Genomic DNA, 22,625 nt, shown 5'->3' with positions numbered 1-22,625 from the left:
GTTTTAACGTATATTATAAATAATTTTTAGTATGTTTAATACTTAATTTTGATATTTATATACTATTTTACATTATTTATATAATATTTTAGGTATATTTAATGATAAATAACGTATAATTCTTCAATGATTGAAACAAGTGATATATTTAATTTGCTTCACAATGCAGTTGAGGCAAAAAATATCGGTAAGAAAATTTCACAAGCAAAAATGGCAGAAGATCTTGGCGTGCCTATGAGGACATATCAGGACTGGAGACTTGGAAACTCAAAGCCACAAGCTGCTGCTGCTGTTTGCAAACTGCTATGTGAGCTTGACGATGATGAAATATTATTTGTTGTCAACAAGATGAGAAAATTGCTAGGAAAATAGATGGAAAATTTAACACAAAAAGAGAGAATCGACCTTGAGAGCGTTTTTGCAGTCATTTGCACTAAAAAAGAGTCAAAAATTTTGGTTACTTATAAGGATCTATGCTCGGCTGCGGCTTCAAAATTTCATGTAGTTAAAAATAAGATCAAAAAAGTAAGAGAAAAAAGAGCCAAAATTTAGTATTTTTGGCTTGAAATTTAATTATTTTATAAATTTCGTAGCCAAAAATGCCGTCAAATAAATTTCATCCTACCTATTTATATAGGGTTTTGCTCCGCTTATCTTAACGAGCATCTATCTTAGCTATCAAAATATCTATAAATGGTGGCTCCAGCAGCCTAACATAAATTTATCAAACTCAATGTCACTATCCTACCTTCTCCACTTCTTTATTGCGTATTCTTTTTACATTTCTTATCTATAAATTTTGAAAGTTTTTTGCAAGATCAATGAGTAAAGACGGGCTAAATAGGATGGAATTTGAAATTTCAGAGCTTGCAAAAGCGGTTGGTTTTAACGTCATTAGTAAAGACAGAAACCCAGCTTGGAAGCCTATAAATGATAAATTTGCAAATGACATTTTAGAAGAGCTTAAAATTTATAAGCCAAATGCAAGGATAACAGCTGTGCATGCTGGACTTGAGTGTGGAGTGCTTTTAGAGAAAAAAGCAGGTCTTAGTGCATGTTCTATTGGACCAAATATCTATTCACCTCACTCTACAAGAGAGCACTGCGAAGTAGCTTCTGCGCTTTTTATAGAAAAAGTAGTTCGCGGTATCGTTAAAAAATATAACTCATAAAAAGTAAAATTTGCTAGAAATTTCTAGCAAATTTTATCTATATCACCTTATCTTTGCTCTTACAAAGATCGCTTAAAATGCACTCAAAACAAAGCGGCTTTTTAGCCTTGCAGGTATAGCGTCCAAAAAGCACCATCGCTTGATGAAGCTTGCCAAGCTCAGTTTTAAAAGCAAGACTTAGATCCTCTTCTGTCGCTTCTGGCGTCTTTGCGCTGCTTAAGCCCAGTCTATGTGATACCCTAAAAACATGCGTATCAACAGCCATTACGTTTGCATTTGTCGCCTCTAAAAGCACGACGTGAGCGGTCTTTTGCCCAACTCCAGCAAGGGCTTTTAGCTTCTCTTCATCAAGCGGAATTTCTCCGTTATAAAGCTCAACCACGCTGTTTGCCATCTTGATCAAATTCAGAGCCTTATTGTTAAAAAAGCTGCATGAGTTTATCATGAGTTTTAGGCTGGCTAAATTTGCACTAGCTAGCTCAAAAACATCTTTATACGCCTCAAATAGGGCAGGTGTGATCAAATTTACCCTTTTGTCTGTGCACTGAGCTGAGAGCATGACGCAGACAAGAAGTTCATATAAATTTCTAAATTTAAGCTCGCTTTTGGCGTCTTTAAACTCTTCTAAAAGCCTCTTTTTTATCTCTAAAATATCTTTTTTTGTTCTCATTTGGTTATTTTACCTAAAATTACAAGTTAAACGAAAAGTTACCGCATTATTTGATATAATCTCGCCCATAAAATCAATTTTTTAAAGGATTTATATGAAAAAAATTTTGTTTCCAGCAGTTTTAAGTTTAGCTGCAGCTGTCACTCTAAACGCAGCAGTAGTTGCAACAGTTGATGGCGATGCTATAAATGATAGCGATATCTCAGCACTTTTATCAGCAGCTATGCCAGGATTTGACGCTAGCAAGCTTCAACCAAATGAGAAAAAACGTATAATCGACGATCTAATCAATAGAAAGCTTCTTTTAAAAGATGCAAAAGCGACAGGCATTGAAAAAGATGTTGATTACATCAAGGCTGTAAAAGCTGCACAAGAGGGCATCGCAGTTGAGCTTTATATGAGAAAACTATTTGACGGTATAAAAGTAAGTGATAGCGATTTAAGAGATTTTTATAACAAAAACAAAGCTAGCATGAACCAACCAGCTCAAGCAAGAGCAAGACATATCTTAGTTGAAGATGAAAAAACAGCAAACGACATCATCGCTCAACTTAAAAATTTAAAAGGTGAGGCTCTAACTAAGAAATTTGCAGAGCTAGCAAGCCAAAAATCAATCGACAAAGGCTCAGCAGCACACGGTGGCGAGCTTGGCTGGTTTGGTCAAAGCCAAATGGTAAAACCTTTTGCAGACGCAGCATTTTCAATGGCTAATGGCACAGTTTCAACTAAGCCAGTTAAAACTCAGTTTGGCTACCATGTTATCTTAAAAGAAGATGGCAAAGCTGCTGGTACTGTAAGCTTTGAACAAGCAAAACCAGAGATCGAGCAAGCTGTAAAAATGGAGAAATTCCAAGCTGCTGTTAGACAAAAAAGTGAAGCTCTACGCCAAAAAGCAAAGATAGAATACAAATAAAATTTGGAGGATAAAATGGGCGTTTTAGATATCGTAAAACCTGGTGTTTTAAGCGGAGATGATGTAACAAAACTTTATGCTTATGCCAAAGAGCAAGGTTTTGCAATACCTGCTGTAAATGTCGTAGGCAGCGACTCAGTAAATGCTGTTTTAGAGGCGGCAAAGGTTGCTAACTCGCCTGTTATCGTTCAGTTTAGTAATGGCGGTTCAGGTTTTTACGCTGGTAAAGCCTGCGAAAATGCAGCCGTTCTTGGCGCGATCGCTGGAGCAAAGCATGTTCATCTGCTTGCCAAGGCTTACGGCGTGCCAGTCATTTTACACACTGACCATGCTGCTAGAAAGCTTTTGCCTTGGATAGATGAGCTAGTAAAAGCAAGCCATGAGTATAAAAAAACTCACGGCGTGCCACTTTTTAGCTCTCACATGCTTGATCTTAGCGAAGAGAATATCAACGAAAATTTAAGCACATGCGAGAAGTACCTAAAAGAGCTTAGCGAGCTTGGTATCAGCCTAGAAATCGAGCTTGGCGTCACTGGTGGCGAAGAAGATGGCGTAGATAACACAAGCGTTGATAACGCGCTTCTTTACACTCAGCCAGAGGACGTCGCGCTTGCTTATGAAAGACTAAGCAAGATAAGCGATAAATTTAGTATCGCAGCTAGTTTTGGCAACGTCCATGGCGTCTATAAACCAGGCAATGTCGTGCTAAGACCAGAAATTCTCAAAAACTCACAAGCCTATGTGGCAAAGAAATTTAACACAAAAAGCGACAAGCCAGTAAATTTTGTATTTCACGGCGGAAGTGGTAGTGAGCTAAAAGATATCAAAAATGCTGTAAGCTACGGCGTTATCAAGATGAACATTGACACCGATACTCAGTGGGCTTTCTGGGACGGCGTACGCGAGTATGAGGCTAAAAATAGAGCATACTTGCAAGGTCAGATCGGCAACCCAGAGGGCGATGATAAGCCAAATAAAAAATACTACGATCCAAGGAAATGGCTAAGAAGTGGCGAGGAGAGCATGGTTAAGCGTCTTCAGACTGCTTTTAGCGACTTAAACTGCCTAAATAGGAACTAATCCTATGCAAAATCAAAATGATTTTAGTGAGCTAAGCGTGCCAAAGGAGCGCCAAGCTCACTCTTTCTTTGTCTTTTTTAAAGTTATCTTTATCCCTTTAGCTATCTATATCTTGGCGATACTAGCGTATCTTGGCGTTATAAATTTTCAGATGAAGCTTCACACCATCGTGATGATGGGCGTTATACTCTTTGTCGCTTTTGTGTTTTCACGCCACAGCGCCTTGGTCGCTTACTCAAATTTCTTAGCAAATGCCAAAGACTACAAGATAAGGCTAAAAGAATTTATCATCGCTCACCTTTTTGAAATTTCAGGCGTCAAAAAGGCAAACGCTAAATTTGAAGATTTTTTTGAGAGTTACACAAGAAATTTTAGAAATGACAATCTAGCAAACATCGGCCAAGCAGTCTTTCCTATGCTTGGAATTTTGGGCACATTTATCAGTATCGCTATCTCTATGCCAAGCTTTAGCTCAAGCACTGCAAACGGACTTGAAAAAGAGATCGCTATACTGCTAAACGGCGTAGCTACGGCATTTTATGTATCGATATATGGCATATTTTTAGCGCTTTGGTGGATGTTTTTTGAAAAGATCGGCATTAGTAAATTTGAGAGATTTTACAGCGAGCAAAAAGAGCTAAGCCGAGAGTTTTTCTGGCAGGAAAATGAGCTAAATGCAAATTTCATGAAAGCGAGTGTGGGCTACTTTAAAGATAGTCACGACGCCTTTAAAATGGTGCTTGATGATAAATTTATAAAAGAGCTAAGCGAGCAGACAAATGAGAAATTTAACAGCCTAAAAGAGCTTTGCGAGGTTGAAAAAAATATCATCAATCAAAGCAAGGCAGAGCTTAGCGCAAGTTTAAAAATGTTAAATGAATCTGGGCTAAAACAAGATGAATTTGTAAAAATTCACTCCGATATATTAAAGGCAGTTGGCGCGTTTTCTAATGCCTTTAAAGATATGGAGGTTAAAATTTTAACCGAGCATGCAAAGCTTGGCGAGATTTTTAGCAGAAATTTAAACGCCACAAAAGAGAGCCAGCTTAAATTTGAGCAGACTATAAAGAGTTTTGATGCCATTTTAAAAGAATTTTCTCTCTCTTTGATGAAAGAGCAAAACGAGGCACTAAAGGCATTTAGAGCCTCGCTTGTGGAGAGTGCTACGATATTTAAAGCGGCTTATGAGCAAGAGGGCAGGAGCTTGGAGCGCGAAAAAGAGCGCGAGAGCCTCATCGCTGAGCTTAAGAAGAACATAGACGAGATCGATAAAGAAGCAAATTCTGTAATAGAAAAAATCGAAAATCTAGTGCAATGAAAATAGACAAAAATAACGAAGATCAATCGAGCTTTTGGGTTTCGTACGCGGACTTGATGGCGGGTCTGCTCTTTGTTTTTATGCTGCTAATCGGCGCTGTCGTCGTAAAATACGTCCTAACTCAAAACACCCTTGAAAATAAAGAGCAAGCCATCATTACAGCTTTAGCAAATTTAAAAGACGCCCAGGGTAAGAATTTTACCCTTGAAGAGCTAAATGACGCCCTAAAAAGCGAGCTTTCAAAGATAAGCGACGAAAACATAAATTTAAAAAAATCAAATGAAATTTTTGTCATCCAAATAGACGCCCTAAAAGAAAAACTAGCCCAGCTCATAGAGGAAAACAAGGATGCAAATGCGAGCATAAAAGAGCTAAATGCTAGCATATTTGATCTAAATCAAAAAATGATCGTGCTAAATGATGAAATTTCATCAAAAGATAGAGCGCTAAGCGACGCAAATGCAAGTAGCGAGAAAAATTTAGCCAAGATCGCCTTTTTGCTCGAGCAAGTGAGCAAAAAAGAGGCTAGATATGACGAGCTTTTAAGGGATCTAAACGTCACCCGTGATAGGGTCAAAAACCTAACTGGCATAAGGGTAAAAGTGATCTCAGCCTTAAAAGATAGGCTAGGATCGAGCATCGAGATCGATCCAAACTCAGGCGCGCTAAAGCTTAGCTCATCAGTGCTTTTTGATAAGGGCAGTGCGGTCTTAAAAGAAGAAGTCAAAGAGGAGCTAAAGGCCACGCTTAGTAAGTATTTTGACGTGCTTTTAAATGATAAAGAGATCGCCTCAAACATCGATCAGATCGTCATAGAGGGCTTTACAGATAGCGATGGAAGCTACATTTACAACCTAGAGCTTTCGCAAAAAAGAGCCTATGCGGTGATGGAGTTTATAAACTCATTTAGCAACGATGCGCGCCTTAGAAAGCTGCTTGTCGCAAGTGGCAGAAGCTACAACGAGCTAGTTTTTAAAGACGGAGCCGAGGATAAGGACGCTTCAAGGCGCATCGAGATCAAATTTTCACTCTCAAACAAAGAGGCTATCAACGAGATAGAGAAATTTTTGGAGTTTAAGGGTGATTGATAAAATTCGCTTAAGAGAGCGAGAATTTTGGCTTTTAAGAGATGATCTGCTAGGCGAGTTTAACGGCAACAAAGCAAGAAAGCTAGAGTATTTTCTAAAGGCCGATCTTAGCGGCATCAAAGCGATCGTATCTCATGGCTCAAGCCAGTCAAATGCCATGTATAGCCTAAGTCTTTTTGCCAAACTAAAAGGGCTTAAATTTTACTACGTCGTCTCTCATCTAAGCTCAAATTTAGAGCAAAATCCAGTTGGAAATTTCAAATTTGCACTTGAAAATGGCATGGAAATTTTTGTGAAAGATGAGCGTGAGAAATTTGCTAAAGAGCTAGCAAAGAGCCAAAATGCACTCTTTATAAACGAGGGCGTGGCGCAAAGTGAGGCTGAGCTTGGCTTTATCACGCAAGCACGTGAGATAAATGAGTGGAGCAAAAAAAGTGGCATAAAGCCTGATATCTTCTTGCCCTCAGGCACAGGTACAAGCGCATGCTACCTAGCAAAACACACCGATCTTAGGGTTTTTACAGCCCCTTGTGTAGGAGACATCGACTATCTAAAAAAGCAAATTTACGAACTAGATAAAAACAGCAAAGTGCAAATTTTAAATCCCCCAAAGAAGTATCATTTTGGAAATTTATACCCTGAGCTTTATGAAATTTGGCTTGAAGTGTGCAAAAGTGGCGTGGAGTTTGAGCTTATTTACGACCCAGTGGGCTTTATGACACTTTTTGCAAATTTAGACAAGCTTGGGAGCGAAATTTTATATATCCACCAGGGCGGAATTTTAGGTAACATTACACAAAAGCAAAGATATGAGAGAAAACTAAAAATAAAGGATCATAAATGAAATTTTTACACAGCAGCGACGCTGACTTCGAGAGTAAATTTTCACAGCTTGTTAGGCGAAGTGACAACGACATGAGTGCCGTTATGCCAGTGGTTACAGGCATAATTGACGAGATAAGAAAAGATGGTGATAGCGCGCTTTTTACCCAGATAAGTAAATTTGATAAATTTAGTGTCACAAGCAAAAGCGACATAATAATCGACGTAAAAGAGATGGAAGCGGCCTACAACTCGCTAGATAACGCCCTAAGAGTGGCTCTAAATTTAGCCCATGATAGGATAAAAAGCTATCATGAGCGCACAAAACCGAGCGACTGGACCTATAAGGACGAGCACGACATCTTGCTAGGTGCTAAATACACTCCGGTTGATCGCGCTGGCCTTTATATCCCAGGCGGCAAGGCTGCATATCCTAGCTCGCTTCTCATGAATGCTATCCCAGCAATCGTGGCTGGCGTAAAAGAGATCGTAGTTTGCACCCCAGCACCAGGTGGCAAGGTAAATCCTCTACTTCTTGCTGCGATGCATCTATGTGGCATCAAAACAGCCTTTAAAATAGGCGGTGCGAGCGCGATCGCAGCGATGGCTTACGGCACAGCAACCGTGCCAAAGGTCGATGTCATCACAGGACCTGGCAACATCTACGTAGCGACTGCTAAAAAGCTAGTTTATGGCGACGTAAATATCGATATGATCGCAGGTCCAAGCGAGATAGGCGTGATCGCTGATGATAGTGCGGACCCTCGCCACATAGCGATCGATCTACTCTCGCAAGCCGAGCACGACGAGATTGCAAGTGCCTTTTTGATAACGCCAGTGGAGGCCTTCGCAAGGGCGGTGCAAAGACACGTGGAGGACGAGCTAAAAACTCTAAAACGAGAACCAATCGCTAGTGCTAGTATGAGAAACAAAGCCGCTATCATCGTTGCAAAAGATTTGCAAGAGTGCTTTAAGCTGATGAACGAGCTTGCTGTGGAGCACCTAGAGATCGCTACAAACGACGCTTTGAGCTATATGGACGAGGTAAAACACGCTGGAGCGATATTTTTTGGACACTTCACGCCTGAAGCGATGGGCGACTACATCGCTGGACCAAACCACACCTTGCCAACTGGCGGAAGTGCGAGATTTTACTCGCCGCTTGGAGTTGAAAATTTCATGAAGCGAAGCTCTATCATCTCAGTTAGTAGAAAAGGTATCATGCACCTTGGCAAACCATGCATGCAGCTAGCCGAAGCCGAAGGATTAACGGCTCATAAAAGATCAATTGCAGTGAGATTAGAAGACTAAAAAGGGCAAAGAATTTAGGAAAATTAAGTTTTTCTAAATTCTTTTTAAAAATATTTTTTGCTTTAAGAAATATTTTTGCAACTTTTTATGAAATTTATAGTAAAATCCATCACGAAACTACTAAAAAAGGAGTTGATATGAAGTTAGGAACTTATACTGCAAACCAGGCTTCAGGAAACTATTATTTAGATCAAGCTAAAAATAGCGAGAAAAAGGCGCTAAACGCCATCTCTGCAAATAGCGAGATCAAAGCATCAGGTGCAAATTTGCAAATCGCAGAGAGCTTACTTTCGCAAACAAATGTCCTAAATGAGGGCATGGCAAATGCAAACGATATGATCGGTATGCTTCAGATCGCCGACTCAACGCTTTTAAATTTAAGCGAGAGTGCGGATAAGATCGGCGAGCTATCAAGCAAGCTTTCAAACCCAGCTCTTTCAGCGAACGAGCAAAAGGGCATAAAAGGCGAGATAAATGCGCTTAAAAATGCGATGAGCGACAGTGTAAAAGAGGCTAAATTTAACGGTAAAAACGTTTTTGACGCCGAGCTTGGCTTTTTCACAGGCGAGGGCACAAAAAATATAAATTTAAGCACAAATGCTCTTTTAAATGTTAAAGAGGATGGCTCAAATTCTAGCGATATTTTGAAGAATATAAATTCACTTCGCTCAGAGATCGGCTCGACACAAAATGCTGTATTTAAGGGCATGAATGCTCTAGCTGCTAGAAGCGTAGCAAACGCTAATAGTGTAGAGAACCTTGATAGTAGCGACATCGCAAAGAGCTTGGAAGAAAATTTACAAGCAAATTTAAAGCTACATGCTGCATCTTTGGCTAAAGCTCACGACACTACGAGCTTGGCTGCAAAACTAGATAAACTTCTAGGCGAATAAATTTTTACCGGTCTTGTGCCGGTAAAACTCTCTTTTTTTATTTCTACTTTTTTAACTTATATAACATATTTGTAAATTAAATTTTTTATTCTTTTTTTGGTTATGGTTTTTAGAATTTAGTTGAAAATTTATAGCACATATACTTTCAAAATAGAAGTTGAGTTAATTATGCTTTAAGATGAGAGCTATATGTAATGTTTAAAACAATTTTTTGGTATAGACGCTATAAATTTTTCAAAGAGAAAGTCCTTTAAAGGGTATAGATGCTAATAAATTTCCCAAAGAAAAAAGCTGTTAAAGCAATAGTATATACACTAAAGTAGGGTAAATATACAAAAACATTAAATTTTTGCTTATCTCTTTTGGTGCTTTGGTCGCAAGAATAACTTAATTATGGACTAGAAAGTAAATTGCAGAAATTTGCAGAGTTTAGATGCGGACGCCCAAAAGGGCAGGGCTTGTTAGCCCTCGATGTAGTTTTTGAGTTTTCTACCAACTTTTGGGTGTTTTAGTTTCTTGATAGCTGAGCTTTCTATCTGACGGACGCGTTCACGAGTGACATTTAGCGCCTTGCCGATCTCTTCAAGCGTGCGGTCGCTCTCATCTTCAAGCAGACCAAATCTCATCGAAATAACCGCTTTTTCGCGCTCATTTAGCTGTGAAAGCACATCGTCGATCTGCTCTCTAAGGTCACTTTTTAAAATTTGATCTATCGGTGATAGAGAAGTTTTGTCCTCGACAAAATCTCCAAATTTACCGTCTTCTTCGTTTGCGATCGGAGCTTCAAGGCTGATAGGCTCTTTTGTGATTTTGATGACTTGCTTTACCTTATCAACGCTTAGCCCAACTTCTTTTGCGATGACGCTTACGTCAGGCTCTTTGCCTTCTTCTTGGAGGTATTTGCGGTTGATTTTGTTGATACGATTGATCGTCTCTATCATGTGGATAGGTATCCTAATCGTCCTTGCCTGATCAGCGATCGCGCGCGAGATAGCCTGGCGGATCCACCATGTGGCGTAGGTTGAAAATTTATAGCCTTTTCTATATTCAAATTTATCAACCGCCTTCATAAGACCGATGTTGCCCTCTTGGATGAGATCAAGAAATGGCAAACCCCTGTTTGTATAGCGTTTTGCGATACTTACGACTAGACGGAGGTTTGACTTGGCCATTCTAGCTTTTGCTTCGTCTGAAATTTTCTTTCCGCGTTTGATCTGCTCTAAAATTTCTTTTAGCCTTGCTGGCTCAAGGTCAAAGCCTTGTTTGCTCGCCTCTTTTGTCGTAAAAAGCTTTTTGATCTCGACGTATGTTGAGACCATCGTAGCCTCTGGCACGCGAGCTGCGATCTCTTCTTTACTAAGTTTGATGATATCTTTTAAGATGCTTTTGTGATTTTTCTTAAGCTCGTCACTAAACATCGGCAAGCGATACTCCAAGCGTTTTAGCTCTCTATCAAATTCATCGTCGCTTTTAAGAGCCGTCTCCATTGATTTTACGATCTCGCTGATTAGCTTACTTGTTGGACCAAGATCCATCAGCTTCTCTTTTAAAATTTTCTTTTTAAACGCAAGCGTCATCTTTGAAGCTGTGTCGTCGCTTTCAACTTTATCTTGCTTATTTGCTGTCTTTAGCCACTCTTTTTTAGCCTTTTCAAGGGCTTTGAAGCTCTCTATAACTTTTTCTGCACGCTTGTCGTTTTTGGCTGATTTTTTAGGAGTTTCGTTCTCTTCGTTCTCCTCATCCTCTTCGTCTATATCCTCTTCGCTCTCTTCATTTTCATTCTCGCCCTCGTCTTCAAAGCTTTTAAAGAGCTCTTTTACACGGCGCTCTCTGTTGATAAGCGGCTCTTTGTAATCAAGTATAAAATCGATCAAAAACGGCACCGAGCAAAATGCATCGATGATGATATCTTCGCCAAGCTCGATCCTCTTGCTGATCTCGACCTCTTCTTCTTTTGTAAGAAGTGCGATCTGCCCCATCTCTCGTAGATACATCCTTACTGGACTATCTGATCTTGACCACTCTAAAAGATCGCTCTCGCCTGAAAGATCGAGGTCCTCGTCGATATCTTGGTCGCTTTTTTGAGCGTTTTCTTGACGTTTTTTAGCATCGGCTAAATTTCTAAGCTTTGCAGCCTCAGCAGATGTGATGAGCTGGACTTTGTTTGTTTTTGCTAGTTGTTCTATCTTTTTTACTACCGTAGCCGTCGGAGCTTTGTCTAATAATTTTACTAATTTTTCGTATGTCAAAAAGCCTTTTGCATTTTCGGCAAATAGCTCTTCTATCTGAGAAAAAGAGTCTTTTGCGGCGCTCATAAATTTCCTTTCAAATCGTATCATTGTGATTTAAGTGTTGGTTAAAAGAAAGTGGATTATACCCAAATTTTTTTAAATGTCTATAAAAAGAAAGTTGGAACGATGATTGCTTAGTAATTCTAAAAAATCAAATTTTGATTAGGAAAATTTATGCAAAATGGTTATTATCAAGCCACTGCTGGCATGGTAACGCAGTTTAACAGACTAAATGTCATCTCAAACAACCTTGCAAATGTAAATACGATCGGCTACAAGCGAAATGACGTAGTCATCGGCGACTTTGCGAGAATTTTTAAAGAGACACAAGATGAGCTCCCGCTTAAAAATCACACAAAAGACGGAGCTAAATTTCTAAATAGAACGCTTGATCGCGTGCCACAAGTGAGCGAAGAATACACCGACTTTAGTGCTGGTGGCTTTAAATACAGCTCAAATACGCTTGACTTTGCGATAAAAAGAGACGATGCTTTTTTCTTAGTCGATACTCCAAATGGCGTAAAACTAAGCAAAAATGGCTCTTTTAGCCTTGACGCAGACGGTTACATCGTCACAAAAGAGGGTTATAGGGTGTTACCAAGTGGCTATGAGGCGCAAAATCCTGGTCAAAGAGGCATCCAAGTGCCACAAGGCGAGGTCTTAACCTCTGATAAAAATGGAAATTTATACTCAAATAACAATCAATTTTCTAAATTTTACATCGCTCAGCCAAGAGAGATAAGAGATCTAAAAAAGGTCGGCGACAACCTCTTTGAAACGAGAAATTTTGACGACATAACCGAGCTTGACGAGGCTGATAGCGTGATGCAAGGCTACGCTCAGATGTCAAATGTAAATCCAGTCTTAGAAATGGTGGGTCTAATAGAAACCCAACGCTTAGTTGATATGTATCAAAAGGTTATGACAAGCCACATGACTGACCTTAACCAAGATGCTGTTCAAAAACTAGCCCTAAAAGCTTAATAAAAGGATAAAACTATGATGAGATCACTTTACACTGCGGCCACTGGCATGATCGCCGAGCAGACGCAGATAGACGTAACCTCACACAACATTGCAAACGTAAATACCTATGGATATAAGAAAAATAGGGCTGAATTTGCCGATCTTATGTATCAAGTCATGGAGTACGCAGGCACGGCGACAAGCCAGACTACCACAAGCCCGACAGGCATCGAGGTTGGTCTTGGCGTGCGCCCAACGGCGATAAATAAAATTTTCTCTCAGGGCTATTTTAAAGAGACTAGCAACAACCTAGATATGGTCATAGCTGGCAACGGCTTTTTTCAAATTCAGCTCCCTGACGGCACGACGGCTTATACTAGAAACGGCGCATTTAAGCTTGATGCAAACGGCACGATCGTAAATAGCGACGGCTATCAGCTCATCCCTCAGATCACAGTCCCTGCAAATGCGACGCAAATTTCAATAGGCACTGACGGCACCGTCTCAGTTTTGCAGGCTGGCGAAACAGACATGGCTCAGATAGGTCAGATCGAGTTAGCAAATTTCATAAATCCAGCCGGTCTTCACTCGATGGGGGATAATAATTACCTTCAAACAAGCGCTAGTGGCGACGTGGTGGTAGGTGTAGCTGGCCTTGACGGACTTGGCACCATTAGACAGGGCTTTGTCGAGATGAGTAATGTTCAGCTTGTTGAAGAGATGACTGATCTTATCACCGGCCAACGCGCATACGAGGCGAACTCAAAGGCGATAACTACGAGTGATTCGATGTTAGAGATAGTAAATGGACTTAAAAGGTAGGTAATATGGACGCGACTTTGGCTATTGTTGGACTTATACTCGTTGCTTTTACGCTTGATGTTTTTTACTTTTCAGATAGGACCCCAAAGGGCAAGGGTCCAAAAAGTCAGGTGCATTAAATTTATAGAGCATTGTAAATTTGGCAGTCTTCGTCGTTGCCTAGTTCGCAGGACTTGCCAAAGTACTTTTTAGCTAAATTTTTATCTCCTTCTGTTTCATAATAAATAACCCCAAGGTTGTGACAACCATCTCCAAAGCCCATTTCGCAAGCTTTTATGAAGAGTTTGATAGCTCTTTTTTGATCTTTTTCTACATATTTTCCGCTATGAAGCATCATGCCAAGGCTATTGCAGCCAGCAGCATGACCCAGATCGCAGCTTTTTTCAAAGAGCTCTTTTGCCTTTTTGGCATCTTGCTCTACGCCATTTCCGTCATAGTATAAAAGCCCAAGTCCGTAGTATCCGTCGCCATCTTTTAGCTCGCAAGCTCTTAAAAATAGCTCTTTTGACTTTTGATAGTTTTTATCTAACGTATAGACAAAGCCAAGCCTTGCGCAGCCAAAGCCGTCGTTTAGCTCGCAGCCCTTTTGGTAAAATTTGGCTGCATTTTTGTTATTCACATCCTTTATGTAGTCCATGTCGTATAGCACGCCCACGCTGCTGCAAGCGCCTGCGTGTTTTAGCTCGCAAGCTTTTTTATAAAATTCGCCCGCTTTTTGGTAGTTTTTGCTCTCCTCAAATTTATTACCAAGCTCAAAGCAGCTTTTAGCGTCGTTGTTTTGGCACCTAGACTCAAGCGTTTTTGGCTCTAAATTTGCGCCCCACAAAAGCACCGCAGAGGCTAAAAATAAAACAACCTTTTTCATTGCTTGCCTTTTAAAAAATTTAAATAAGTTTAGATAAAAAGCTTTAAATTTATAGTAAATATCAAATTTAATACCCAAGCTTATCTAGTAAATTTCTCATATCGCAGCCCTTTTTAAAGCCTAGCTCGCATGATCTTTGAAAGTAGCTTTTGGCAGTCGTTTTATCCTCTTTTTTTCCGTTATCTAAAAGCGCGTAGTTAAGAAATCTTGCATATCTATTTAATATGATAGTTTGATTAAGCTCGCTATCAACGTCGTTGTAGCTATTTAGATAGATGAGCGCAGCGCTGTAACAACCCTCTTTCATATCATTTTCGCAAGCTAGTAAAAATATCTCTTTTAGCTTTTTAAAATCTTTATCATCGCTTGAAGAGTTATAAATTTTTGTAGCAGCCTTGTAGCAGCTCGTTAAATTCGCTCTTATATCGCCCTCGCTTTGGCACATCTCGTCTAAATTTTTTGCATTTAAAAGCATAATGAGGGATAAAAACAAAATCAAATTTTTCATAAACGCTCTTTAGTGAAAATCTCTAACTATCTCGCAAGCCTCTTTAAGGCCTAGTTTGCAAGCTTTTTTAAGCTCTTTTTCTGCCAGCTTTTTATCCTTTTTTGTCCCTATGCCATGATAGTAAAAGTATGCAAGATGTTTGCACCCACTTGCGCTATCTAGCCTGCACGCTTTGTTGTAGTATCTAAACGCCACTTCATCATCTTTTTCTACGCCAAGTGCGTCGTCGTAAAGACTGGCTAGGTTATTACAAGCATCGGCAAAGTCAAGCTTGCAAGCTTTAAAATAGAGCTTACTGGCCTTTTCATACTCTTTTTGCTCTTGATATAAGCTCGCTAGGTTGTAGCAAGAGATGCTAAAGTCGCTATCACAAGCCTTTTTGTAAAGCTTTATCGCTTCTTTGTAGTCGCGCTTTACACCAGGGGTGTTGTGGTATAAAACGGCTAGGTTGTAGCATCCTTTATAGAAATTTTGCTCGCAAACTTCTTTGTAAATTTTAGCAGCCTTTTTGTAGTCTCTTTTTATGCCGCCGCCGTTATTATATAAAACTGCGACGTTAAAACAGCTTTGTATAAAAGCTAGATCGCAACCTTTTTTAAAAGCTTCTAAAGCCTTTTTGTGATCTTTCATCTCTTGATACTCAACACCAAGGTTGTGGCAGGCAAATTTGTTATTTTCATCGCAAGCTTTGTTAAGAATTTCTAGTGATTTTGTCGCGTCTTTTTTTACGCCAAGTCCGCTTTTGTAAAACTCAGCCAGATAGATGCATGCGTCTAAATTTTTAACCTCGCACTCACTTTTGTAAATTCCAAATAGCCTTTTATATTCATCGTCGCTGTATCTGCGGCTAAAATCAATGCAGTTATCCTCGATATTGCAGCTATTTGCTTGAGGGATTTTGATCTTTGGATTTGTTGTTAAAGCTATTAAATTTAGTGTTAAAAATATTAGTAAAACTATCTTTTTCATAGAAATTTTCTTTATAAATTTTGTTGTTATTTTATAAAATTTAGTTTTAAAATGCGAGCAAGCAGTTAAATTTATAAAAGCAAAAACGCCTCTTTAAATTTAAATTTTTAAATTTTTGCTAATATTTCGGCTTTTTATGAAGGTGAAATTTGACATTTAACTACGTTTTTAAACTATCCATTCCTATCTTTATGGGTTTTTTCCCTCTTGGAGTTGCTTTTGGCGTGCTGGCAAAAAGCATGGGAGTGAGCGCATTTATCGCTGTGGCACTTAGCACGCTAGCATACGGTGGCGCAGCGCAGTTTATGATGCTTTCGCTCTTTAGCGTCGGCACGAGCTATGTTGAGGTCTTTATCGTGAGCTACCTTGTAAATTTGCGCCACACTTTTTATGGAATTTCACTTTTAAAAGAGTATAGCGGGATCAAATTTAAGCTCTTAAACATCGCTTTGCTAACAGATGAGACCTTTGCGATATTTAAAAATTTAGGGCTAAAAGATGCAAGTGATCGAAGTTTTGTCTTTACCTGGCTAAATGTGCTTTCTTGGTCATACTGGGCGGCTGGAACGCTGCTTGGAGCGATACTTGGCGATTTTATAAAGACCGATACAAGGGGACTTGAGTTTAGTTTGACCTCGCTTTTTATAGTGGTCGTCATCGAGATGTTTAAAAATGATAAAAACTACCGCGTGCTCTTTGCGGCGGTCTTTTTTGGCGTGCTTGGAGTGAGCCTCTTTCCAGCTAAATTTGTGCTTGTTGGCTCGATGGCGCTTTGTTTTGTATTTTTGCTTTTGTTTAAGGATAAAATTTGATAAGTATAAGCTCAAGCGAGATGGTGCTTTTTGTGGCGGTGCTTTTAAGCGCCTTGGCTACTTTTATAACAAGAGCGACGCCGTTTTATGCGTTAAGAAACTATAAGTCAAACCCTTATTTGGACGCTATCGAGAAGCACATGGGTATGATGATAATGGTCGTTTTGGTCTGCTACGGGCTAAAAGATACGAAATTTAGCGAGTATCCATACGGCTTAAGCGAGATAATGGCGGTTTTTACGGCTATTTTGGTGCATTTGAAATTTAAAAATGCCCTTCTTAGCATAGTCGTTTCGACTGGAATTTATATGCTTTTGATAAGAATTTTTAAATAAATATAAATTTTGAAAATTAATAAATTTTTTAAATATATGACGTTATAATGCTCTAGCAAATTTTAATGCAAAGGAGCTAAAATGCGTTTAATCTTTAAGGCGGTGTTACTCATGATTTTAGGTGCTACTTTAGCGGTTGCTAAGCCAACCATCTACATCCTAGCTACTGGTGGAACGATAGCTGGAAGCGGCTCAGGCTCGCTTGATTCTAGCTATACTTCTGGAACTGTTACGGTCGATAAACTTATCGCAGCCGTGCCAGATATCAACAAGATCGCTACCATAAAAGGCGAGCAAATTTCAAATATCGGCTCACAAGATATGAACAACGAAGTTTGGCTTAAGCTTGCAAATAGAATAAACGAACTTCTAAACAGCGGCAAAGCTGATGGTATCGTCGTTACTCACGGCACAGACACTATGGAAGAGACAGCTTACTTTCTAAATTTAGTCGTTAAAAGCGACAAGCCAGTTGTGCTTGTAGGTGCGATGAGAAATAGCGGCTCACTAAGCGCAGACGGCCCACTAAATTTATTTAACGCTGTAAATGTAGCTATCAGCAAAGATAGCGTAGGCAAGGGCGTTGTAGTGACAATGAATGATGAAATTCACGCGGCTCGTGAGGTGACAAAGACTAACACTACAGGCGTTGATACATTTAAATCACCAAACAGCGGTAAAATCGGCACAGTCTTTTATGGCAACGTAAAATACTATATGAATCCGATCAGAAAACACACAGCAAGCTCAGCATTTGACCTAACTGGCGTAAAAGAGCTTCCAAGAGTCGATATTATCTACTCTCACGCAAATGACAACCCTGACTTTGTAAATGTGGCTGTTAAAAACGGCGCAAAAGGCATAATTAGTGCTGGTCTTGGCAACGGCAACCCTTACTTTAGCGTGTTAGAGGCTCTTGGCGAGGCTTCAAAAGCTGGTGTAGTGGTAGTTCGTGACTCACGTGTGGGAAGTGGCGAGACAACCATGAACGGCGAAGTCGATGACGCAAAATACGGCTTTTTAACAAGCGACAACCTAAACGCTCAAAAAGCTAGAGTGCTTTTGATGCTTGCTCTTACAAAAACAAGCGACAAAGCTAAAATTCAAGAGTTTTTCTTAACTCACTAAGTTTAATTTTAGCGGAGATATCGCGAGTGCTTTTAAGTGAGCTTTGATTTTTCTCATTTAGTAGAAAAATTATGCGTAACATTTAAAATCATCTCACGATATCCGCTTGTGGCGGATCTGTTAAATTTATAGCTCCGCCCTCTCTTTTTTTAAATTCACATTAAATTTAAGGCTCTAAAATGGGTATCAGCGCGCACTACTACGCCTACTTGCAAGATGATATAGAAAAGATCAAAAATGGCGACAGTGGCGAACTTTTGGACGAATACGACTTGGATAATTTTTGGGACGCGATGTGTAAAATGCTAACTGGCAAAAATTTCAAGCAGAGGCTTAAGGCTGGCGATATTTTTAGCTCAAATGAGCCTTTTAGCTGGGCTATTTTTGGGCGTAGTGCGCTAAACGAAGAGCTAAGCGAGATGATCTCTTATACTAACGCTTCGGATGTAAAAGAGGTGGCTATGGCGTTGAAAAATGTTGATATTAGCGCACTTTTAGCAAAGATAAATTTAAAAGAATTTGCTAGCTCAAAGACGTATCCTGATATCTTTGGGCGGCAGAGCGAATTTGAAGATATAAAGGCGAGTTTAAAAGAGCATTTTACTGGGCTTTTAAATTTTTACCAAAATGCCGCCGACAAAGGGCTTGGCGTGATAACAGTAATAGCCTAAATTTATAAATGAAGTGTTAGTTATTTTGCTCTAAATTTAGCTAGCTTTGAAAGCAAATAAATTTATAGAGTGCCTACGTGGCAAAAGATAAATTTATACAAAAACATACTTGATAAATTTGCTATCTATCTAGGCTGCGAGGCATATACAAAATCGCCTTTGTTTTAGCGCTAAATTTATTAAATTTATATGCCTAGCGCCAAAAGTCAAATTTCTCACGTCCAAAAGCAGGCTAAATTTGCTAATAAAGCGCTCTTTTATCATAAATTTATAGATTTTGATTTAGCATTTCATTAAAATTTCAAGGCCTCTTATGAATTTCTTGCTATTTTTTATCACCCTTGCGCCCATCTCGATGATGCCAGGTATAAACATGACTTATGCGATGAGCGTTGGTATGAGCTTTGGCTACAAACACTCGTTTTTCGTGATGGCTGGGCAGCTTTTAGCGATTGCTTTTGTATCGTTTAGCTGCATGCTTGGCGTGGGAGCGGTGCTACATCATTTTGATTACGCATTTAAGGTGCTAAACATCATCGCAGGCCTTTATATGCTCTATCTTGGCGTGATGCTCTTTTTTGGCAAGGGCGAGCTTAGCATCACAAATGTCTCAAATTTGCCAAGCAAAAAGCAGATGTTTATAAATGGCCTCATCGTTAGTGTCTCAAACCCAAAGGCGTGGATATTTTTCTCAGCCTTGCTGCCTACATTTTTGGATAAAGAGGCCCCTTTTAGCCTCACTCGCATGTGCGTGATCACCGTAACGCTCGTTTTCATCGAGTTTTGCTCACTAAATATCTACGCACTTGGCGGAGCTATGCTAAAGAAATTTTTACAAACTCACCTAAGGCTACTTGAAATTTGCACCGCCATCATCGTCTGCACGATCGGCGTGCTCTTGCTTTTTAGATAAATTTATCCTCTTTTTACCTAGCTTGGCTAAAATTTGTCCAGTTTGCACTACATTTTTAGCAAAAGGATAAGAGATGAAAAAATTTCTATTTATACTTACAAATCAGCCATATAGCGGCACAGACAACGCTTACAACGCACTAAGGCTAGCTAGAGCGTTAAAAGAAAAGGGCGAAGAGGTTAGGATCTTTCTTATGAATGACGCGGTCGATCTTGCGCGAAATAGCACTAAAAAGCCAGAAAACTACGACATTGATCTAGTAGCGATGCTAAAGGAGCTTTACGCTGGTGGCGCGATGCTTAAGGTTTGTGGCAGTTGCCAAACAAGGTGCGGTTTGCATGTGGGAGAGCCTTATTTTGAGGCTGAGGTGAAAGGCAGTATGGATATCTTGTCCGAGTGGGTGAGAGAGTGCGATCAGGTGATGACATTTTAGAGCAAAAAGGAGAATTTATGAGTTTGACATTTAGTGTAAAAAATAAAAAGAAGCTACTTGGCGGATATGCAAAGGCGCTAAGCGAGCGTGAAATTTCAGCTCTTGTTGAGGGACTTTTCTTTTTTAACAGCGAGCAAGAGGAGCCAAGCGCAAATGAGCTGGGCGCTGACGTGATGATAGCGGGCGTGTGGAAAAAGAGCGTTCGTGGCTTTGAGCTAAATTACGAAGATGGCGAGTATATCGTGCGTGTTTATACTCCAAGTGGCGTCGGCGACTGGCAGATCGCACTTGAGCTACTCTCAAAGCTCTCAGCCCAAACTGGCTCAAAAATAGAGTGCGATAACGAAAAAATTTATGATAGTGAGCAAATTTTAAAATTTGACTACGAGGCTGACATCATGTGGGGGCTTGAAGCGTTAAAAGATATAAAAGAGAAAAATCAAACGCTTTACATCTCTGGCGTGGAGCGAGACGTGGCGTTTGATGCGGTTATGGTAGATGAAATCTTTGCCAGTGCCAGCCCTGCGGCTAAATTTGATGAGATGATGAGACGGGTGCAGTATCTTGACGCATACAGCGCAAAAGAGCACCTCTATCAAGACAAAGACGGAAGCGAAATTTTTGGCGCATATACGCTTAGTGAAAACTTACCGACCATCTTGCCTTACGCTCCAGCTCCGTCGTGGCAGGCGCAAGAGGCGCTTGGGGATCGCAAGGTCTCGCGCTGGGTGCTAACGCTGGTTATAGGTGTGCACGATAACAACGCTCACGTGCTTGATGAGTGCGAATATGGAGCTTTCATGGCAAATTTGCCAAAAGAGAAATACTACTTCATTGACGCTGCAAACGTGCTTGTTGAGCCACTTAGTGAAGATGAGATGAAAGAAATTTTGCAAAAGGCAAAGGCTTAAATTTATTAAACCCCAAAAAATGTAAATTCACCTCAGACTTGCTTAAAACTTAAGCCAGCTTAAGTGCATTTTTAAGCTCATAAAAGCCAGAATTTTACTGACTATGCCGCTTTTTGAGTATGATACGCATGGTTTAAAAAGGATAAAAATGAAAATTTTAAAGGCTATTTTAGCGGCAGCATCGGTGGTTTGCTTTCTAAACTCGGCCGTTTTACCGCAAAACGACTGGAGTAAAAGAGAGCTAAAAGGCGAGGTTAAGAGCATGACGGCTATGGAGCACGAATACTCTACGGACGGCTCTGGCACGCTAGAAAACACACGCGTAAAGCGAACGGAGTTTAACGAAAACGGCTATATAGTGCAAGAAACCGAACACATAAACGGCATACCAAATAGCTCGGTTTTGTTTGAATACGGCAAAGACGGACTAGTGCGCAAAAAATATCAAGATAGCGCCGTTTATCTCTACGAATACGAATTTGACGGCGAAAATTTAGTCGCGACAGCCAAAGAGCAGCATGTGGAGGATAAATTTTACCCGCGCACGGAGAAAACCACTTACGGCAAGGACGGCAAAATGATCGCCCAGGCGGTATATTCGGGCGGGACGTTAGTGACGGACGATAGCTATATTTACGACGAAAATGGCACTTTAATGCGGATAGAAAATAATATGGAGCCGCGCAACGGCATAGTGATAAGCTTTGAGCGCAAACCAAATGGTGAATATGAAAAAATCACGCAAGCCCCAAACTCAAAATGGGTTTATTACTACGCAGCAAATGGCGATGAAATGGAGTATACGTCGGTAAATTACTTTGGCTCTGAGGCAAAAATCTGGCAAATCTTGCAGTTTAAGGATATAAGCAGGGACGAGCGGGGAAATTTGACACATAAAACCTCGGTCAAATTTAAGCCAGCTGACAAATACTACGAAAACGGCGACATAACGGAAATCGGCCTATATAAAAAGCTAGAAATCAGCTACGAATACTACAAATAAAATAATCGCTCTTAAATTTACAATCCTGCTGGCGGAGGCTAGCTGGCTTGATAAAACTGAGCATCGACATTAAACTGCTAAACTGGGTGGCGCATGTTTTTATTTTTGCTTTTTAGCTCATACGCATCGCTTAAAAGACCTTAAATTTACCCACACTAACCGATAGCTGCCGAGTTTTGATTATTTATTTAGCTTCTTTTGGTTAAAATCAGCCCAAATTTACAAAACTAAAGGTTAAAAATGAAACAAGGCAAAGTTTGGAAATTTGGCGATAATATCGACACTGACATCATCATCGCCGCAAGATATTTAAACACTTCAGACGAAAAAGAGCTAGCAAAACACATCATGGAAGACGCTGATCCTAAATTTAGCTCAAAAATAGCAAAAGGCGACATCATCGTAGCTGGCGAAAATTTTGGCTGCGGCAGCTCAAGAGAGCACGCCCCATTAGCGCTAAAAGAGGCTGGCATAGCAGCTGTTGTGGCTAAGAGCTTTGCGAGGATTTTTTATAGAAACAGCTTTAACACAGGGCTTTTGATACTTGAGATCAAAGAAACCGATGAGATAAACGAGGGTGACACGCTAAAGATCGACGTAGATAACGGCGTCATCGTAAATGAAAGCACAAAAAAAGAGTATAAATTTAACGCTATCCCGCCATTTATGCAAGAGCTTTTAAACGCTGGCGGCCTTATTGAATACGCAAAAGCGAAGATGAACTAAGGAGC

26 protein-coding genes are annotated in these 22,625 nt (G+C 40.0%); 21 read left to right on the top strand and 5 right to left on the bottom strand.

What is annotated here, in order from left to right:
* Positions 1-126: 126 nt before the first annotated feature.
* From CCS77_RS06335 to CCS77_RS06325, 3 genes are all read left to right on the top strand, one after another.
* On the top strand, positions 127-372 hold the full coding sequence (locus tag CCS77_RS06335) for a DNA-binding protein (protein ID WP_009294123.1): 246 nt from the start codon (positions 127-129) through the stop codon (positions 370-372).
* Complete coding sequence (locus tag CCS77_RS06330) at positions 373-552, top strand: hypothetical protein (RefSeq protein ID WP_021090154.1); 180 nt, start codon at positions 373-375, stop codon at positions 550-552.
* Positions 553-821: 269 nt separating this feature from the next.
* Positions 822-1,172 carry a hypothetical protein gene (locus tag CCS77_RS06325; protein ID WP_223227398.1) on the top strand — a complete coding sequence of 117 codons (351 nt, stop codon included), beginning with the start codon at positions 822-824 and terminating at the stop codon, positions 1,170-1,172.
* A gap of 37 nt (positions 1,173-1,209) precedes the next feature.
* Here CCS77_RS06325 and nth read toward each other — a convergent pair whose 3' ends face one another.
* Entirely contained in the window at positions 1,210-1,842 is a 633-nt protein-coding gene (nth, locus tag CCS77_RS06320) for an endonuclease III (protein WP_107916905.1), read from the bottom strand.
* 94 nt (positions 1,843-1,936) lie between these two features.
* On the opposite strand from nth, the gene CCS77_RS06315 reads away from it, so the two are divergent.
* The 7 genes from CCS77_RS06315 (at position 1,937) to CCS77_RS06285 (ending at position 9,267) form a co-directional block, all read left to right on the top strand.
* A complete protein-coding gene (locus CCS77_RS06315) occupies positions 1,937-2,755 on the top strand; it encodes a peptidylprolyl isomerase (protein ID WP_103605945.1) in 819 nt (272 codons plus the stop codon).
* Positions 2,756-2,770: 15 nt separating this feature from the next.
* Positions 2,771-3,835: a class II fructose-bisphosphate aldolase gene (gene fbaA, locus CCS77_RS06310; protein WP_107916904.1), complete on the top strand. Its 1,065-nt coding sequence runs from the start codon at positions 2,771-2,773 to the stop codon at positions 3,833-3,835.
* A gap of 4 nt (positions 3,836-3,839) precedes the next feature.
* Positions 3,840-5,153 carry a MotA/TolQ/ExbB proton channel family protein gene (locus CCS77_RS06305; protein WP_107916903.1) on the top strand — a complete coding sequence of 438 codons (1,314 nt, stop codon included), beginning with the start codon at positions 3,840-3,842 and terminating at the stop codon, positions 5,151-5,153.
* Positions 5,150-6,241 (top strand): OmpA family protein, encoded by a 1,092-nt coding sequence (locus tag CCS77_RS06300; protein ID WP_107916902.1) that lies wholly within the window; start codon positions 5,150-5,152, stop codon positions 6,239-6,241. Before CCS77_RS06305 ends, CCS77_RS06300 begins: the two co-directional genes overlap by 4 nt.
* A complete protein-coding gene (locus tag CCS77_RS06295; protein WP_107916901.1) occupies positions 6,234-7,085 on the top strand; it encodes a pyridoxal-phosphate dependent enzyme in 852 nt (283 codons plus the stop codon). Before CCS77_RS06300 ends, CCS77_RS06295 begins: the two co-directional genes overlap by 8 nt.
* On the top strand, positions 7,082-8,374 hold the full coding sequence (hisD, locus tag CCS77_RS06290) for a histidinol dehydrogenase (protein WP_107916900.1): 1,293 nt from the start codon (positions 7,082-7,084) through the stop codon (positions 8,372-8,374). The genes CCS77_RS06295 and hisD overlap by 4 nt, the downstream gene beginning before the upstream one ends.
* A 137-nt stretch (positions 8,375-8,511) precedes the next feature.
* On the top strand, positions 8,512-9,267 hold the full coding sequence (locus tag CCS77_RS06285; RefSeq protein ID WP_199907145.1) for a flagellin: 756 nt from the start codon (positions 8,512-8,514) through the stop codon (positions 9,265-9,267).
* 461 nt (positions 9,268-9,728) lie between these two features.
* Here the strand turns inward: CCS77_RS06285 and rpoD are convergent, their stop codons facing one another.
* A complete protein-coding gene (gene rpoD / locus CCS77_RS06280) occupies positions 9,729-11,582 on the bottom strand; it encodes an RNA polymerase sigma factor RpoD (protein ID WP_103571253.1) in 1,854 nt (617 codons plus the stop codon).
* 150 nt (positions 11,583-11,732) lie between these two features.
* Here rpoD and CCS77_RS06275 point away from each other — a divergent pair, with 150 nt between their 5' ends.
* Both CCS77_RS06275 and flgG read left to right on the top strand, forming a co-directional pair.
* Positions 11,733-12,542 carry a flagellar hook-basal body protein gene (locus tag CCS77_RS06275; RefSeq protein ID WP_107916898.1) on the top strand — a complete coding sequence of 270 codons (810 nt, stop codon included), beginning with the start codon at positions 11,733-11,735 and terminating at the stop codon, positions 12,540-12,542.
* 15 nt (positions 12,543-12,557) lie between these two features.
* Positions 12,558-13,346 (top strand): flagellar basal-body rod protein FlgG, encoded by a 789-nt coding sequence (gene flgG / locus CCS77_RS06270; protein WP_002942100.1) that lies wholly within the window; start codon positions 12,558-12,560, stop codon positions 13,344-13,346.
* A gap of 121 nt (positions 13,347-13,467) precedes the next feature.
* On the opposite strand, the gene CCS77_RS06260 is transcribed toward flgG, so the two are convergent.
* The 3 genes from CCS77_RS06260 to CCS77_RS06250 form a co-directional block, all read right to left on the bottom strand.
* Positions 13,468-14,211, bottom strand: coding sequence for a tetratricopeptide repeat protein (locus tag CCS77_RS06260; protein ID WP_152025745.1), 744 nt, complete (start codon positions 14,209-14,211; stop codon positions 13,468-13,470).
* 67 nt (positions 14,212-14,278) lie between these two features.
* On the bottom strand, positions 14,279-14,719 hold the full coding sequence (locus CCS77_RS06255) for a sel1 repeat family protein (protein WP_107916896.1): 441 nt from the start codon (positions 14,717-14,719) through the stop codon (positions 14,279-14,281).
* A gap of 9 nt (positions 14,720-14,728) precedes the next feature.
* Positions 14,729-15,688 (bottom strand): tetratricopeptide repeat protein, encoded by a 960-nt coding sequence (locus CCS77_RS06250; protein ID WP_107916895.1) that lies wholly within the window; start codon positions 15,686-15,688, stop codon positions 14,729-14,731.
* A 149-nt stretch (positions 15,689-15,837) separates the two neighbouring features.
* Between CCS77_RS06250 and CCS77_RS06245 the strand changes: the two genes are divergently transcribed.
* The 9 genes from CCS77_RS06245 (at position 15,838) to CCS77_RS06205 (ending at position 22,620) form a co-directional block, all read left to right on the top strand.
* Positions 15,838-16,500, top strand: coding sequence for an AzlC family ABC transporter permease (locus CCS77_RS06245; protein ID WP_107916894.1), 663 nt, complete (start codon positions 15,838-15,840; stop codon positions 16,498-16,500).
* Positions 16,497-16,835 carry a branched-chain amino acid transporter permease gene (locus tag CCS77_RS06240; protein WP_107916893.1) on the top strand — a complete coding sequence of 113 codons (339 nt, stop codon included), beginning with the start codon at positions 16,497-16,499 and terminating at the stop codon, positions 16,833-16,835. The genes CCS77_RS06245 and CCS77_RS06240 overlap by 4 nt, the downstream gene beginning before the upstream one ends.
* 111 nt (positions 16,836-16,946) lie before the next feature.
* The gene (locus CCS77_RS06235) at positions 16,947-17,963 is read left to right on the top strand and encodes a type II asparaginase (protein WP_410369147.1); all 1,017 of its coding nucleotides are present in this window, start codon (positions 16,947-16,949) and stop codon (positions 17,961-17,963) included.
* A 179-nt stretch (positions 17,964-18,142) separates the two neighbouring features.
* Positions 18,143-18,634, top strand: coding sequence for a DUF1877 family protein (locus tag CCS77_RS06230; RefSeq protein WP_107916892.1), 492 nt, complete (start codon positions 18,143-18,145; stop codon positions 18,632-18,634).
* Between the two features lie 313 nt (positions 18,635-18,947).
* Positions 18,948-19,547, top strand: coding sequence for a LysE family translocator (locus CCS77_RS06225; protein ID WP_107916891.1), 600 nt, complete (start codon positions 18,948-18,950; stop codon positions 19,545-19,547).
* Between the two features lie 73 nt (positions 19,548-19,620).
* Positions 19,621-19,980 carry a DsrE/DsrF/TusD sulfur relay family protein gene (locus CCS77_RS06220; RefSeq protein WP_107916890.1) on the top strand — a complete coding sequence of 120 codons (360 nt, stop codon included), beginning with the start codon at positions 19,621-19,623 and terminating at the stop codon, positions 19,978-19,980.
* A 17-nt stretch (positions 19,981-19,997) separates the two neighbouring features.
* A complete protein-coding gene (locus tag CCS77_RS06215; protein WP_107916889.1) occupies positions 19,998-20,891 on the top strand; it encodes a DUF4299 family protein in 894 nt (297 codons plus the stop codon).
* A 148-nt stretch (positions 20,892-21,039) separates the two neighbouring features.
* Positions 21,040-21,894, top strand: a complete 855-nt coding sequence (locus CCS77_RS06210) for a hypothetical protein (protein WP_107916888.1) — start codon at positions 21,040-21,042, stop codon at positions 21,892-21,894.
* Between the two features lie 240 nt (positions 21,895-22,134).
* A complete protein-coding gene (locus CCS77_RS06205) occupies positions 22,135-22,620 on the top strand; it encodes a 3-isopropylmalate dehydratase small subunit (RefSeq protein ID WP_002941843.1) in 486 nt (161 codons plus the stop codon).
* Positions 22,621-22,625 lie beyond the last annotated feature (5 nt).

The organism is Campylobacter concisus (genome assembly GCF_003048375.1).
GTDB classification, from domain to species: Bacteria; Campylobacterota; Campylobacteria; order Campylobacterales; family Campylobacteraceae; genus Campylobacter_A; species Campylobacter_A concisus_T.
The sequence above is the reverse complement of the archived record's forward strand: the minus strand, read 5'-3'. Positions and strand labels throughout refer to the sequence as shown.